Source organism: Rhodococcus sp. NPDC078407, from assembly GCF_044542515.1.
Classification (GTDB): Bacteria; Actinomycetota; Actinomycetes; order Mycobacteriales; family Mycobacteriaceae; genus Rhodococcoides.
The window spans coordinates 1-13,233 of the sequence record NZ_JBITUQ010000038.1 but is presented as its reverse complement, the minus strand read 5'-3'; the positions used below and the strand labels follow the sequence as shown (position 1 = coordinate 13,233).

The following is a 13,233-nucleotide window of genomic DNA, read 5'->3' as shown; positions in this document are numbered from 1 at the left end:
GGTATGACATCGCTGCCCGACTGGGCTCAGGCTCTCGATCTGGCTCCCCACCCAGAGGGCGGCTGGTTCCGCGAGACCTGGCGCAGTGAGGTCACCATCCCGCAGGAAGCTCTGCCCGACGGCTACCCCGGACCCCGCGCCGCAGGGACGGCAATTCTGTTCCTGCTCATGCCCGGTCAGCAGTCCGCCTGGCACACCGTCCGCGGCACCGAGATGTGGCTGTACCACCGGGGCAGTCCGGTGCAGCTCGATCTCGGCGGTGCAGGGAACAAGCCGGGTGAGGTGACGTCACTGCTGGTCGCGCCCGAATCGCCGCAGCAGATCGTGCCGCCCTCGGTGTGGCAGCGAGCTCGGCCGGTGGGCGACGAGCCGAGCCTGGTGAGCTGCACCGTCACTCCCGGATTCGATTTCGAGGACTTTCGGCTCGAGGATCCCGCGAATGGGTAGGAAGCGGGCCACGGCGTCGGCTGGCTCTCTGCAACCGGGCGTATTCGAGATCGATTCCGGTACCTGCGAATTGGTGCGCGACACGTTCTCGGACGACGGGTGGGTCGTCAACGTCAACGACGTTCCGAGCTCGCACATCGACATGAACGACCCCACGGTGCTCGAGTTCGAATACATGCGGTGGATCTCGGGACTGGTCCGTGCGCAATGGGATTCGACGTTCCCACTCCGAGCGCTGCATCTCGGAGGTGGGGCGTGCACGCTGGCGCGTTCGTTCACCGCGGAGTTTCCCGGTGCCCGTCAGGTGGTCGTGGAGCTCGACGGGAAGCTCTCGGAGCTGGTGCGTGAGTGGTTCGATCTACCTCGGGCACCACTGCTGCGCATTCGCGTCGGTGAGGCGCGGGCCGTCACCGAAACGCTGAACGAGAACAGTCGCGACCTGATCGTGCGAGATGTGTTCGCCGGAGCCACAACTCCGGTTCCGCTGCTCACCGCCGAGTTCACCACCCATGTCCGACGCGTCCTCTCCCCCGGCGGTATGTACGTCGTCAACTGCGGTGATCGCCGTGACCTGTCGCTTGCGAAGCAGGAGGCGTCGACCATCGGCAGTATCTTTCCGCACACCGCGATCGTCGCGGATCCGGCGATGCTCAAGGGCAGGCGTTACGGCAACATCATCATCGCCGGCAGTGACGTCCCGATCGGCGACTCCCCGGCACTGGCCCGTGAACTGCTCGGCGGCGCAGTTCCGGCGCATGTGTGGCTCACCGAGGAAGTGCAGTCCTTCGCTCGCGACGCCAAGGTGTTGAAGGATTAGGGAGCTGGAACGTTGCTCGCGAGATCCTTCGCCAGTCGCTCGGCCGCCGAGATCAGCAGGGGTACGAACTGCTCGGCCGATTCGAGGGTGACCCGGCCGGAGGGTCCGGCGATCGACATGGCCGTGAGGGTCGGGGCACCGATCACCGGGACGGCGAAGCAGCGGACGCCCACCTCCTGTTCGCCGTCGTCGATCGCGTAACCGCGTTCGCGGATCAGCGCGAGATCTTCGAGCAACGCGTCGAGAGTGGTGATCGTATTGACGGTGCGGGGGGCCATGCCGAGGCGCCCGACGATCGCGCGGACGGCATCGTCGTCCAACTGCGCCAGCAGCGCTTTGCCGACGCCGGTGGAATGCGGCAACACGCGCTGGCCCACTTCGTTGAACATCCGCATCGCGTGCTCGGACGGCACTTGCGCGACGTAGACCGCCATGTCGTCTTCGAGAAACGCCATGTTCGAGGTTTCGTGCGTGATGCGGACCAGCTCGGCCAGGTACGGCTTGGCCCAACCGCCGATGAGCTTCGACGCGCTGTCGCCCAATCGAATCAGCTTGGTACCCAATGCGTATCGACGGGACGGTAGCCTGCGGACGTAGCCGAGGGAGACCAGCGTGCCGATCAGTCGGTGCACCGTCGGCATCGGGAGATCGGTCGCCTCGGCCAATTCGCTGATGCCGATGGATCCGCCGGAGGCGGCCATGATGTCGAGCAACTCGAATGCCCGCTCCACGGACTGCACTCCGCCACCTGCCGCCACAGTCCCACCTCGCATGCTCGTAGCTCCTACCGATCTCGATAGAACACTACTGGTGATGCCGCGTCGCCACCGGTGGTGCAGCGGTCACGACCGAGGGTGAGGGCTTCTGACCCTTCGTGATGACGTTGAACAGAATATTCAGAACGACGGCCACGATGCTCGCGGCGCTGATGCCCGAGTCGAGCACCACGTGCACCCAGTCGGGAAACGCTGCGTAGAAGCCCGGTACTGCGATCGGAATGACACCGAAGCCGATGGCCACCGCCACGATGACGAGATTGAGGTTGCCGTCGAACTCCACCTTGGACAGCGTCCGGATGCCGCTTGCCGCCACCGAGCCGAACAGCACGATGCCCGCGCCGCCGAGTACCGGAAGCGGGACAGATGCCACCACCAAACCGAGGATGGGGAAGAGCCCGAGGAACAGCAGCACCGAGCCGCCGGCGGCGACGACGTAGCGGCTCTTGATTCCGGTGACCGCCACCAGGCCGACGTTCTGGGCGAACGCACTGGCCGGGAAGGTGCCGAACACGGGGGCGATGGTGGTGGCGACCATGTCCGCACGCAACCCGTCGCCGACGCGTCGGGCATCGACATCGGTGCCGACGATCTCGCCGACGGCCAGGATGTCGGCCGTGGTCTCGGTCATGATCACCAGGATGACGACCACCATCGACAGGATCGCCGCGACCTGGAACGTCGGTGCTCCGAATGCGAACGGCTCGGGGAGGCTGAAGATGGCACCGTCACCCACACCGGAGAAGTCGGCCTTGCCGACGAGTACCGCGAACACGGTGCCGACGATGATGCCGATGAGAATCGACAGACGCGAGAGCGTTCCCTGCACGAACCGGCTGACGAGCAGAACCACCACGAGGCTGAACGCCGCGAGACCGATGTTGGACATCGAGCCCCAGTCGGCGGCCTGCTGATTGCCGCCCATGGCCCACCGAACCGCAACGGGCAGTAGCGAGATGCCGATGACGGTGATGATCGTGCCGGTGACCACCGGTGGGAAGAAGCGCACGATCTTGCTGAAGAACGGCGTGATGAGGATGCCTATCGCACCGGCGGCGATGATGGCTCCGAACACCGAGTTGAGCCCGCCGGGCCCGCTCGCGATCGCCACCATCGTCGAGACCGACGCGAACGAAATGCCCTGTACCAATGGGAGCTTGGCCCCGAAGTACGGCACACCGAGCGTCTGGAGCAGCGTGGCCGCCCCACTGACGAAGAGCGCCGCCGAGACCAGCAGTGCGATCTCGGTACCGCTGAGTCCTGCTGCGCCACCGACGATCAGGGGCGGGGCGATGACGCCGCCGTACATCGTCAGGATGTGCTGCAATCCGTAGAGGTACGACCTGCCGATCGACAACCGCTCGTCCTCGGGACGGGCGGGGTCGTGCGGCGCGCGGGTGTGGCTCTGCGTGCGTTTCGTCAGCTTCATGGCCGGGTGCTCCTAGCAGAATCCGGGAACGGTATCCCAGGCGCGGCCTGCGTCCGGGGCATCGTCGCGTTCCACCGTGGCCTCGATCAGGCCGTAGGGGCGATCCGCGACATAGAAGACCTCGCCGGGATTGTCGAGTCCGAACGGCTCGAGGTCGACGAGGAAGTGATGAATGTTGGGCATCGAGAACTTGATCTCGCCGATCTCGGGATGCGCCTCGAGAACCTGTTTGCCCATCTGGAACAGGCTCTGCTGCAATGCAAGCGAGTGAGTGGACGCGAAGGCGTCGAGCATGATGGAACGGACGTCGTCGAAGGTCTTGTCGAAGTCCAGTTCGGTAGTGAGGTATCGCCAGCGGGCACTGACCGACGTGGCGAGGATTCGGTCGGTGGTCTCCTTCAGCGTGGTGTAGCGGTCCTTCGGGTACCCCCAGAACTCCGACGCCGTGGAGTTGAGAACTACGAGGTCGCTGACCCCGGAGACGATGGAGATGTTCTCGCCGTCGATGGTGACGATGGTGTTCCGCTTCTCGTCACTGGCCTTGACGAACGAGTGGTCGTATCCGTCCTGACCGGGTCGTTCCGCAGGCTCCACTCCTGCCCCGCCGTTCGCGATGCGCGACCACTGGTACTGCTCGATCTCCCAGCGGCCGCCGGTGATCCAGTCGAAACTGTCGGTGAAGTGCGCGCCGAGACGCAGCGCGAAGTTCTCGATGGCACCGATGCCGTCGCGGGCGAAAGCGTAGACGGTGTTCTTCTGGGTGTCGGTGGCGACGACGTGGGCGTTGTCGCCTTCGGTGTGCACGGCCTCGAGGTCTCCGCGTAGTTGAGAGGTGACGCTGACGTCGGTGATCCGGTGGCGCGCAGTCTCGCGATCTACACGGACGAGCCGGCATTCGGCTTTGCCGTACTGGTTTGCTCCGAGCACGATGGTCATGGTTTCTAGCTCCCTCGATAGGTGGTGAAAGCGAACGGGCTCAACAGAAGTGGAATGTGGTAGTGCTGGTCGGGCGCGGTGATCTCGAAGGTGACGAGCACCTCGGGGTGGAAGCATTCGGTGTGCTGCGCGGCGAAGTACGCGCCGGTGGCGAAGGTCAGGCGGTAGGTTCCGGACGGCAGTTCCGTCGGCCCGAGCGAGGAGACGCGGCCTTGGTCGTCGGTGACGGACTGTGCCAGCGCGTTGCCGTCGGAATCACTCAGTGTGATCGAGAGTGTTTGTGCGGGAATGCCTCTCGCTGCATCGAGCACATGCGCGGTGACGTGGCTGCGGAGGTCACTCATTGCCCAGGCTTCCGGTGGCGCGCACTGCTGCGATTTCTCTCAATTCGTGTTCGACGACGGCCAGTTCGGTCTGCGGGTCGTTGCCGAGTCGACGCTCGAGTTCGCGGAGGATGGTGTCGGCATCTCGGCCGGCCGCTCTGATGAGGAAGACCTGCCCGAATCGCTGCTCGTAGGCCAGGTTTCCTGCACGCAGGCGCTGTTCGACACTCTGGTCGGAGATATCGACGCCGGACTGCTCGGAGCTCGCGTAGTGCGCGCTTGCGTCGTCGCCGACAGGCCGTTCGCCGATCCGTGGGTGTACGGCGAGGGCCCGGTGAATTTCCTCGGGGGTCAACGGGGCGGCGGCGCACTGGATGGCGTGTCGCAGGGCCTGCAGGTCGGAGAACGGCCGGGCACTCAGAACTCCCTCGGCCCATCGAGGCACGTCGAGGCAGAGCGAGAGCATGCGCGCCGCGTCCGTTTCGGCGGCCGAGTTCAGATCGGCAACGATCTCGGATGTCTCTGATTCCGCAATACGAAATGATGATTCCACCAATTGAGCGTGACACCGATCACATCGGCTGTCAAGGGTCGATCTTGGATCGTGAATTGATGAAATCTGGCGTTGCTACACAACATGATTGGTTCCGGCTTCTGCGCCGACCCTTGACAGGACCGCGTGGCGCACGCCACACTCGAAACACATTACGGAATAGATATTCCGCAATACGGACTTTCAACCCAGTCGTTCGACCTCCGGAAGGAATCACGTCATGACGGAGCTCTTCTGCAACGGTGGTGCAATGCGCGGCGGCAGCCTGCATCACAACGTCTCGTCGCATCCGTTCGTCGGCACCGTTCGCACCGTGCCCAGTTACCGCTTCTTCTCGGTGCGGGACGAGTTTCCGGCACTGTTGCTCGACCACACGGCCGGCGCGGCCATCGAAGGCGAGCTCTACGACATACCGCTCGACGCCATCCGAACGTCCTTCCTGCCCGACGAGCCGCCGGAGTTGGAACTGACCGTGGTCGCACTCGAGGACGGACGGTCCGTCCTCGGTGTCGGCCTGCGGCCAGGAGTGCTCGACGCTCAGCAGGACGAGCTCACCGACATCACCTACGCAGGCAGCTGGCGTCGCTACCGCGGATTGCCGCAACCTCAGAACTGAAAGGCTCTGTGCATGAACAACTTTGCTGATTCTCGACTCCGATACACCGTCAACTGCTCCATTCTTTTCCCCGATGTCCCCGTACTGGACCGTCCGCAGCACGCCCGGGACGCCGGTTTCGATGCCGTCGAGTTCTGGTGGCCATTCTCGAGCCCGGTGCCGTCGGACGCCGACGTCGCTGCGTTCGTGACCTCCATCCGCGATGCGGGCGTCCAGCTGACCGGCCTGAACTTCGCCGCGGGCGACATGCCCGCAGGCGACCGCGGAATCCTCTCCGACCCGGCGCAGGTGCAGGCATTTCGAGACAACGTCGACATCGTCGTCGGGATCGGGGAACAGTTGGGTACCGCCGGCTTCAACGCCCTGTACGGAAACAGGATCGAGGGCGTCGATCCGCTGCAGCAGGATGAGGTCGCGATCGAGAACTTGGCGGTGGCCGGGAGGGCCGCGGCCACGATCAGCGCGGTGGTGCTGGTCGAGCCGGTCAGCGGCACCCCGTCGTATCCGTTGAAATCCGCCGCCGGGGCTGTCGCGACGATCAGGCGTGTCGCCCGCGAGCAGGACGTACACAACCTGCGTCTTCTGGCAGACCTCTACCACCTCGCCGTCAACGGAGACGCAGTTCCCGCAGCACTCGAGACCCACCACGATCTGATCGGGCACGTCCAGATCGCTGATTCTCCGGGTCGCGGTGAGCCGGGGACCGGCAGCCTCGATCTCGGCGGGCAGCTCGCCGCACTCGTCGAACGCGGCTACGACGGCTACGTCGGCCTCGAGTACAAACCCACCCAGCCGGATCCGTTTGCGTGGCTCGAACTGGCCACCACTACCAAGTAGGGATTGATATGAGCACCATTGCTTTCATCGGCCTCGGGATCATGGGCAGCCCCATGTCCGTTCATCTCGCCAAGGCCGGCCACCAGGTGGTCGGCTACAACCTGACCCCCGATCGCACCGGTCCCTTGGTCGAGGCAGGCGGTACCGCTGCCGATTCGATCGCCAAGGCCGTCCACGACGCCGACATCGTCGCGATCATGGTCCCCGACTCCCCCGATGTGCAGGAGGTCCTCGCGGGTGAGGGCGGGGTGTTCGACAATGCTCGACGCGACGCGCTGATCGTCGACTTCTCCAGCATCCGTCCCGACGTCACCGCCACCTTGGCTGCCGACGCGGCCTCGCGCGGATTCCGTATCCTCGACGCCCCGGTGTCCGGTGGTCAGGCCGGTGCCGAGAACGCGACCCTGTCGATCATGGTCGGCGGTAGCGCGGACGATTTCGCAGCCGCCAAGCCAATCCTCGATGTTGTCGGTAAGACCGTCGTGCACGTGGGTCCGAACGGATCCGGGCAGACGGTGAAGGCCGCCAACCAGCTGATCGTGGCCGGCAACATTCAGGTGCTCGCAGAGGCGATCGCATTTCTCGAGGCCTACGGCGTCGACCTGGCGGCATCGGTTGAGGTGCTCGGCGGCGGTCTCGCCGGTTCGGCGGTGCTGAATCAGAAGGCGCAGAAGATGCTGGACCGCTCTTTCGAACCAGGCTTCCGTATCGACCTGCACCACAAGGATCTCGGTATCGTCACCTCGGCTGCGCGTGAAGCAGGCGTCGTGATCCCGATGGGCGCAGTGCTGGCACAGCTGATGGCGTCGGCCCGCGCCAACGGCGATGGTGGACTGGATCACTCGGCACTGTACCGCGGTGTTGCTCGCCTCTCGGGCTCCCCGATCTCGAGCAAGGACAACTGAGATGGCCAGGATGCGCGCGGCCGATGCCGCAGTGAAGATTCTCGAACTCGAAGGTGCAACAACGGCATTCGGCCTGCCCGGTGCCGCGATCAACCCGTTCTACGCGGCGATGCGTGATCACGGTGGCATTCGCCACGTACTGGCCCGCCACGTCGAGGGTGCTTCGCACATGGCGGAGGGCTTCACCCGGGCCGCACCGGGGAACATCGGCATCTGTATCGGTACGTCCGGTCCGGCCGGCACCGACATGATCACCGGGCTGTATTCGGCCATGGCGGATTCGATTCCGATCCTCGCCATCACCGGCCAGGCCCCGGTCGCCCGCCTGCACAAGGAGGACTTCCAGGCCGTCGACATCGCGTCGATCGCGGCGCCGGTGACCAAGATGGCGATGACGGTACTCGAGCCGGCCCAGGTGCCGGGTGCCTTCGCGCAAGCGTTCCATCTGATGCGGTCCGGCCGTCCAGGTCCGGTGTTGATCGATCTACCCATCGACGTGCAGTTGGCCGAGATCGACTTCGATCCCGAGACGTATCAGTCGCTTCCGGTGCACAAGCCCGTCGCCTCGCGTGCCCAGGCCGAGAAGGCTATCGACATGCTGCTGGCTGCGGAACGCCCCCTGATCGTCGCCGGCGGCGGCATCATCAACGCCGATGCGTCGGACTTGCTCGTGCAGCTCGCCGAGATCCTCGACGTTCCCGTCATCCCGACACTGATGGGCTGGGGCACCATTCCCGACGACCACCGCCTCGCCGCCGGAATGGTGGGTCTACAGACCGCGCACCGATACGGCAACGCGACGTTGTTGGCCTCGGACTTCGTGCTGGGCATCGGAAACCGTTGGGCCAACCGCCATACCGGCGGACTCGAGACCTACCGCAAGGGCCGGAAGTTCGTCCACGTCGACATCGAGCCAACCCAGATCGGCCGCGTTTTCGCACCGGACTACGGCATCATCTCCGACGCCAAAGCGGCACTCGAGCAGTTCGTCGCTGTTGCCGAGGAGCGCCGTGCCGCGGGGTCGCTGCGTGATCTGTCCGGCTGGGTCGAGGACTGCGCGACGCGCAAGCGCACGATGCATCGCCGCACGCACTTCGACAACGTGCCGATCAAACCGCAGCGCGTGTACGAGGAGATGAACAAGGTCTTCGATCGCGACACTCGCTACGTCAGCACCATCGGGCTCTCCCAGATCGCGGGCGGTCAGTTTCTGCACGTCTACTCCCCGCGCAACTGGATCAACTGCGGGCAGGCCGGCCCGCTCGGCTGGACCATTCCCGCGGCACTCGGCGCGGTGGCTGCTGATCCGACTGCGAATGTCGTTGCATTGTCCGGTGATTACGACTTCCAGTTCATGATCGAGGAATTGGCCGTCGGTGCGCAGTTCAATCTGCCGTATGTGCATGTGGTGGTGAACAACTCGTACCTGGGGTTGATCCGGCAGGCGCAGCGGGCGTTCGACATGGACTTCTGCGTGCAACTGGGATTCGACAACATCAACACCCAGGAGGCGCAGGACACCCAGCCCGGAATCCCCAAGGGCTACGGCGTCGACCACGTACAGGTGGCAGAAGGACTGGGCTGCAAGGCGCTTCGCGTCACCGAGCCCGAGCTCATCGGTGAAGCCCTGGTGCGGGCCCGCACTCTGGCCAACGAGCACAAGGTACCCGTCGTCGTGGAAATCATTCTCGAGCGCGTCACGAACATCTCGATGGGCACCGAGATCGACAACGTCGGCGAGTTCGAGGAACTGGCCAACACGTCGGCCGACGCGCCCACCGCGCTGCTCCTGCTGGACTAGAGATGACGCGAATCCTGCTCGCTCCCGACAAGTTCAAGGGCTCGCTGCCTGCAGCAGCCGTCGCCGAGGCGTTGGCTGGTGGCCTGATCTCGGTCGATCCGTCAGTCAAGACAGTGTGCCTACCCGTCGCCGACGGCGGTGACGGCACCGTCGATGCTGCCGTCGCCGCTGGGTGGGACCGAGTCGGTGTCACCTGCGCGGGGCCTACCGGAGAGCCCGTCGAGACGTCGTATGCCCGTCGTGGTGACACGGCCGTCGTCGAACTTGCTTCGGCGGTAGGGCTCGAGCTGCTGCCGAGTGGGCGATCGGATGCGTTGGGAGCCAGCACGTTCGGATTGGGTACCGTGATCGCGCATGCACTGGAGGAAGGTGCCGGCCGCATCGTTATCGGGCTCGGGGGTAGCGCATCCACCGACGGCGGTGCCGGCATGCTGGCAGCGCTGGGGGCGCGGATCCTCGATGCCGATGGGAACGATGTCGCGCGCGGTGGCGGTGCGCTGCGGGGCGCGGTGCAGCTGGATGTGTCCGGGCTGGTGCCGTCGGCTCGAAACGCGGTGTTCGAGCTGGCGTGCGACGTCGACAATCCGTTGCTCGGTCCCACCGGAGCAGCAGCGGTTTACGGGCCGCAGAAGGGTGCCGGGCCGCAGGAACTGCTGTTCCTCGAACACGGGATGCGGCAGTGGGTGCATCTGGTGCGCAACGCAATTGGACGGGACATCAGTGGTCTGCCCGGTACGGGTGCCGCGGGAGGTACCGCCTTCGGTGCGATTGCAATTCTCGGTGCCACTGCCGAGCCCGGCATCGACACCGTGCTCGACCTGATCGATTTTCGGCGGGCTCTGGCGTCGGCCGATCTGGTGGTGACCGGAGAGGGCTCACTCGACGAGCAGAGTCTGTACGGCAAGGCACCCATCGGTGTTGCCCACGCAGCGCGCGACGCGGGTGTTCCGGTGATCACCGTCGCGGGGCGCAGCGTCATCGGCCCGGACCGGTTGCGCACCCACGGGATCGTTGCCTCCTATGCGTTGGCCGATCTCGAACCGGACCCCCGAATTTCCATGCGCGACGCCGCCAAGCTCCTACACGAGGTAGGTCGCACGTTGGCCACCACACACATTTCGGAAGGAATCTCATGAGCACCACGCACTTCACCTCGCTGACCGATTTGGCGTCCCGTGCCCTCGGCGGCAGCGTCTCGGCGGCGAACGACGAACTGTTCGCCCAGCGCGAGAACCTGATCAAGCCCGACGCTCCGCTGTTCGATCCGGCGGACTTCGGCCACAAGGGAAAGGTGTACGACGGGTGGGAGACTCGCCGTAGACGCGACGAGGGCGGGCACGACTGGGCAATCGTGCGGCTCGGCGCACCGGGGATCGTTCACGGCGTCGTGGTCGACACGGCGCACTTCACCGGCAACTATCCCCCGTTCGTGTCCGTCGAGGCGGCATCCATCGAGAACTACCCGGCGATGGAGGACGTGCTGAAGGCGGACTGGCACACCATCGTGGACAAGTCTGCGGCAGAGGGCGATACGGCCAATACCTACGAGGTGGCCGATCGGCACCGGTGGACGCATGTGCGCCTCTCGATCTATCCCGACGGCGGGGTGGCTCGGTTCCGCGTGCACGGTGAAGTGGTGCAGGATCCTCGCTTCCTGGCCGGCACCATCGATCTGCTCGCCGCCGAGAACGGTGCGCGGCTGACCGACTGCTCCGACGCCTTCTATTCGTCACCCGCCAACATCATCCTGCCCGGACGGGCCCGCAACATGGGTGAGGGCTGGGAGAACTCCCGTCGCCGCAACGGTGGTAACGACTATGCGGTGTTCGCACTGGCGTCGCCCGGGGCTCCGCGGTTCGTCGAGGTGGACACCAGCTACTACGTCGGAAACGCTCCGGGGTGGGTTCGGCTCAGCGCCATCGATTCTCGTCGCCGTCACACCACGGATCCGACGGCGTGGACCGAGATCCTTCCCCGGACGGCAGTGCAGCCGGACACGCGTCACCGCTTCCTGCTCAACGAGCCTGAGGCGTACACACACCTCCGGCTCGACGTGTATCCCGACGGCGGCTTGTCGCGGTTGCGGCTGTTCGGCGAGCTCGACGCCGATGCACTCGATGCGGCAGATGTCGCATGGAAGGCCTCCGAGCTGCAGAGCGTCTCCAGTGCAGTCTGATCTGGTTGTTCGCGCTGCTCGTGCTGTGATCGGAGGACGGGAGGTCGCGGCGTCGGTGGCGATTCGCGACGGTCGGGTAGTGGCCATAGAGCCGTTCGAGAGTCGGTTGCTTGGCGAGTGGGTCGTCGAGCTCGGTGCCGACGAGGTGTTGCTGCCCGGACTGGTCGATACGCACGTACATGTGAACGATCCGGGCCGAACCGAATGGGAAGGCTTTGCCAGCGCAACCCGAGCTGCGGCCGCGGGAGGTATCACGACCATTGTCGACATGCCGCTCAACAGCATTCCGCCTACCGTCGACGTCGAGGCCTTGGAGATCAAGCGTCGGGTGGCAGCCGAGAAGTCGGTCGTCAATGTCGGATTCTGGGGTGGAGCTGTTCCCGGGAACGTGGATCAGCTGCGACCGCTGCACGATGCCGGAGTCTTCGGATTCAAGTGCTTCCTGCTGGCGTCGGGGGTGGACGAGTTTCCGCCGCTGACCATCCCGGAACTGGAAAAGGCGCTGATCGAGATCGCCTCGTTCGACGGGTTGATGATTGTGCATGCGGAGAACGCCGAGCTCATCGCCGAGGCACCGGAGGCGGCGGGCCGTGAGTACTCGGGATTCTTGGAATCGCGTCCGCGGGCAGCGGAGAATCGGGCGATCGAGCAGGTGATCGAGCTGTCTCGTCGGACGGGGTGTCGGGTGCACATCCTGCATCTGTCGAGTGCGGATGCGCTGCCGATGATCGCGGCGGCGAAGCGCGACGGTGTGCGGTTGACCGTCGAAACGTGCCCGCACTACTTGTGTTTCGACGCCGAGGCCGTGCCTGCGGGTGCGACACAGTTCAAGTGCTGCCCGCCGATCCGCGAAGCCGGCAATCGAGAGGCCCTGTGGGAAGGTCTGCGGGACGGCACGATCGACACGATTGTCACCGACCACTCCCCCTGCACGCCCGACCTCAAACGATTCGACACCGGGGACTTCGGCGATGCCTGGGGCGGTATCGCGTCGCTGCAGGTCTCGCTCGCAGCGGTGTGGACGGAAGCCCGGGCGCGTGGTTTCGAGCTGACCGACATCGTGCGATGGATGGCGACCAATACGGCCGACCAGGTGGACGTGACGGATCGCGGACGCATCGAGGTCGGTTGCGCCGCTGACCTTGTGGTGTTCGCGCCCGACGAGAAGTTCACCGTCGACGTTGCGCAGCTGTACCACCGAAATCCGGTGTCGGCGTACGACCGACTGGGCTTGTCGGGTGTGGTGCGACGGTCGTGGATCGCCGGTTCGGAGTCCTCGACGGGCCGATTGCTGGCGCGCAACTAGAACGGTGGTGCTGTCGAGTCCTCTGCCTCGGACTGTTCGTTGTCGTGTGGGATGTTGTTGGGTGGGCCGGGGTAGGCGATGATGCCGGATCGTCTGGGTTTGATGGGGATGTGTGGTCTGAGGTCGTTGCTTATGACGGGCACGGCTGCGCCGTTGGCGGACAATGTGATTCGGGTGGTCTTCGAGGTGGAGGTCCACAGGATCGCGCCGCCGGGGTGAATCACCCTAGGTTCTGTGCCGCCTCCAGTTGGGGCTGATCCTCGGTGGTGAGGTCAGCGTAGTGGAGCGTTTCGTATTCGACCGGGGGCATG

15 protein-coding genes are annotated in these 13,233 nt (G+C 65.1%); 9 read left to right on the top strand and 6 right to left on the bottom strand.

The window, feature by feature from the left end; translation table 11 throughout:
- The first annotated feature begins 3 nt into the window (after positions 1 to 3).
- Positions 4 to 447 (top strand): cupin domain-containing protein, encoded by a 444-nt coding sequence (locus ACIGGF_RS24260; RefSeq protein WP_397523643.1) that lies wholly within the window; start codon positions 4 to 6, stop codon positions 445 to 447.
- Positions 440 to 1,264, top strand: coding sequence for a spermidine synthase (locus ACIGGF_RS24255; protein ID WP_397523642.1), 825 nt, complete (start codon positions 440 to 442; stop codon positions 1,262 to 1,264). The genes ACIGGF_RS24260 and ACIGGF_RS24255 overlap by 8 nt, the downstream gene beginning before the upstream one ends.
- On the opposite strand, the gene ACIGGF_RS24250 is transcribed toward ACIGGF_RS24255, so the two are convergent.
- The 5 genes from ACIGGF_RS24250 to uraD are packed head-to-tail and all read right to left on the bottom strand — an operon-like array spanning position 1,261 to position 5,281.
- On the bottom strand, positions 1,261 to 2,037 hold the full coding sequence (locus ACIGGF_RS24250; protein ID WP_397523641.1) for an IclR family transcriptional regulator: 777 nt from the start codon (positions 2,035 to 2,037) through the stop codon (positions 1,261 to 1,263). The two genes, ACIGGF_RS24255 and ACIGGF_RS24250, sit on opposite strands and share 4 nt — an antisense overlap.
- A 31-nt stretch (positions 2,038 to 2,068) precedes the next feature.
- On the bottom strand, positions 2,069 to 3,469 hold the full coding sequence (locus ACIGGF_RS24245) for a nucleobase:cation symporter-2 family protein (protein ID WP_397523640.1): 1,401 nt from the start codon (positions 3,467 to 3,469) through the stop codon (positions 2,069 to 2,071).
- 12 nt (positions 3,470 to 3,481) lie between these two features.
- Complete coding sequence (pucL, locus tag ACIGGF_RS24240) at positions 3,482 to 4,405, bottom strand: factor-independent urate hydroxylase (RefSeq protein ID WP_397523639.1); 924 nt, start codon at positions 4,403 to 4,405, stop codon at positions 3,482 to 3,484.
- A gap of 5 nt (positions 4,406 to 4,410) precedes the next feature.
- Positions 4,411 to 4,749 carry a hydroxyisourate hydrolase gene (gene uraH / locus ACIGGF_RS24235; protein ID WP_397523638.1) on the bottom strand — a complete coding sequence of 113 codons (339 nt, stop codon included), beginning with the start codon at positions 4,747 to 4,749 and terminating at the stop codon, positions 4,411 to 4,413.
- Complete coding sequence (gene uraD / locus ACIGGF_RS24230; protein ID WP_397523637.1) at positions 4,742 to 5,281, bottom strand: 2-oxo-4-hydroxy-4-carboxy-5-ureidoimidazoline decarboxylase; 540 nt, start codon at positions 5,279 to 5,281, stop codon at positions 4,742 to 4,744. Before uraD ends, uraH begins: the two co-directional genes overlap by 8 nt.
- A gap of 220 nt (positions 5,282 to 5,501) precedes the next feature.
- Here uraD and ACIGGF_RS24225 point away from each other — a divergent pair, with 220 nt between their 5' ends.
- From ACIGGF_RS24225 to allB, 7 genes are read left to right on the top strand one after another with little or no spacing between them, the layout of a single operon-like run.
- A complete protein-coding gene (locus tag ACIGGF_RS24225; RefSeq protein WP_397523636.1) occupies positions 5,502 to 5,897 on the top strand; it encodes a gamma-glutamylcyclotransferase in 396 nt (131 codons plus the stop codon).
- Positions 5,898 to 5,909: 12 nt separating this feature from the next.
- Positions 5,910 to 6,734, top strand: coding sequence for a hydroxypyruvate isomerase family protein (locus ACIGGF_RS24220; protein WP_397523635.1), 825 nt, complete (start codon positions 5,910 to 5,912; stop codon positions 6,732 to 6,734).
- Positions 6,735 to 6,742: 8 nt separating this feature from the next.
- Positions 6,743 to 7,639: a 2-hydroxy-3-oxopropionate reductase gene (locus ACIGGF_RS24215; RefSeq protein ID WP_397523634.1), complete on the top strand. Its 897-nt coding sequence runs from the start codon at positions 6,743 to 6,745 to the stop codon at positions 7,637 to 7,639.
- Position 7,640: 1 nt separating this feature from the next.
- Positions 7,641 to 9,440, top strand: a complete 1,800-nt coding sequence (gcl, locus tag ACIGGF_RS24210; protein ID WP_397523633.1) for a glyoxylate carboligase — start codon at positions 7,641 to 7,643, stop codon at positions 9,438 to 9,440.
- Between the two features lie 2 nt (positions 9,441 to 9,442).
- Positions 9,443 to 10,576 (top strand): glycerate kinase, encoded by a 1,134-nt coding sequence (locus tag ACIGGF_RS24205; RefSeq protein ID WP_397523632.1) that lies wholly within the window; start codon positions 9,443 to 9,445, stop codon positions 10,574 to 10,576.
- The gene (gene alc, locus ACIGGF_RS24200) at positions 10,573 to 11,616 is read left to right on the top strand and encodes an allantoicase (protein WP_397523631.1); all 1,044 of its coding nucleotides are present in this window, start codon (positions 10,573 to 10,575) and stop codon (positions 11,614 to 11,616) included. The genes ACIGGF_RS24205 and alc overlap by 4 nt, the downstream gene beginning before the upstream one ends.
- The gene (gene allB / locus ACIGGF_RS24195) at positions 11,567 to 12,922 is read left to right on the top strand and encodes an allantoinase AllB (protein WP_397523630.1); all 1,356 of its coding nucleotides are present in this window, start codon (positions 11,567 to 11,569) and stop codon (positions 12,920 to 12,922) included. The genes alc and allB overlap by 50 nt, the downstream gene beginning before the upstream one ends.
- Here the strand turns inward: allB and ACIGGF_RS24190 are convergent.
- Positions 12,919 to 13,146 (bottom strand): hypothetical protein, encoded by a 228-nt coding sequence (locus tag ACIGGF_RS24190; RefSeq protein WP_397523629.1) that lies wholly within the window; start codon positions 13,144 to 13,146, stop codon positions 12,919 to 12,921. The two genes, allB and ACIGGF_RS24190, sit on opposite strands and share 4 nt — an antisense overlap.
- Positions 13,147 to 13,233: the final 87 nt, after the last annotated feature.

What these genes read in the sequence shown, in the direction of transcription:
- ACIGGF_RS24260 (WP_397523643.1), top strand. Translation starts at nt 4, where the DNA reads ATGACATCGCTGCCCGACTGGGCTCAGGCTCTCGATCTGGCTCCCCAC.
- ACIGGF_RS24255 (WP_397523642.1), top strand. Translation starts at nt 440, where the DNA reads ATGGGTAGGAAGCGGGCCACGGCGTCGGCTGGCTCTCTGCAACCGGGC.
- ACIGGF_RS24250 (WP_397523641.1), bottom strand. Translation starts at nt 2,037, where the DNA reads ATGCGAGGTGGGACTGTGGCGGCAGGTGGCGGAGTGCAGTCCGTGGAG.
- ACIGGF_RS24245 (WP_397523640.1), bottom strand. Translation starts at nt 3,469, where the DNA reads ATGAAGCTGACGAAACGCACGCAGAGCCACACCCGCGCGCCGCACGAC.
- pucL (WP_397523639.1), bottom strand. Translation starts at nt 4,405, where the DNA reads ATGACCATCGTGCTCGGAGCAAACCAGTACGGCAAAGCCGAATGCCGG.
- uraH (WP_397523638.1), bottom strand. Translation starts at nt 4,749, where the DNA reads ATGAGTGACCTCCGCAGCCACGTCACCGCGCATGTGCTCGATGCAGCG.
- ACIGGF_RS24225 (WP_397523636.1), top strand. Translation starts at nt 5,502, where the DNA reads ATGACGGAGCTCTTCTGCAACGGTGGTGCAATGCGCGGCGGCAGCCTG.
- ACIGGF_RS24220 (WP_397523635.1), top strand. Translation starts at nt 5,910, where the DNA reads ATGAACAACTTTGCTGATTCTCGACTCCGATACACCGTCAACTGCTCC.
- ACIGGF_RS24215 (WP_397523634.1), top strand. Translation starts at nt 6,743, where the DNA reads ATGAGCACCATTGCTTTCATCGGCCTCGGGATCATGGGCAGCCCCATG.
- gcl (WP_397523633.1), top strand. Translation starts at nt 7,641, where the DNA reads ATGGCCAGGATGCGCGCGGCCGATGCCGCAGTGAAGATTCTCGAACTC.
- ACIGGF_RS24205 (WP_397523632.1), top strand. Translation starts at nt 9,443, where the DNA reads ATGACGCGAATCCTGCTCGCTCCCGACAAGTTCAAGGGCTCGCTGCCT.
- alc (WP_397523631.1), top strand. Translation starts at nt 10,573, where the DNA reads ATGAGCACCACGCACTTCACCTCGCTGACCGATTTGGCGTCCCGTGCC.
- allB (WP_397523630.1), top strand. Translation starts at nt 11,567, where the DNA reads ATGTCGCATGGAAGGCCTCCGAGCTGCAGAGCGTCTCCAGTGCAGTCT.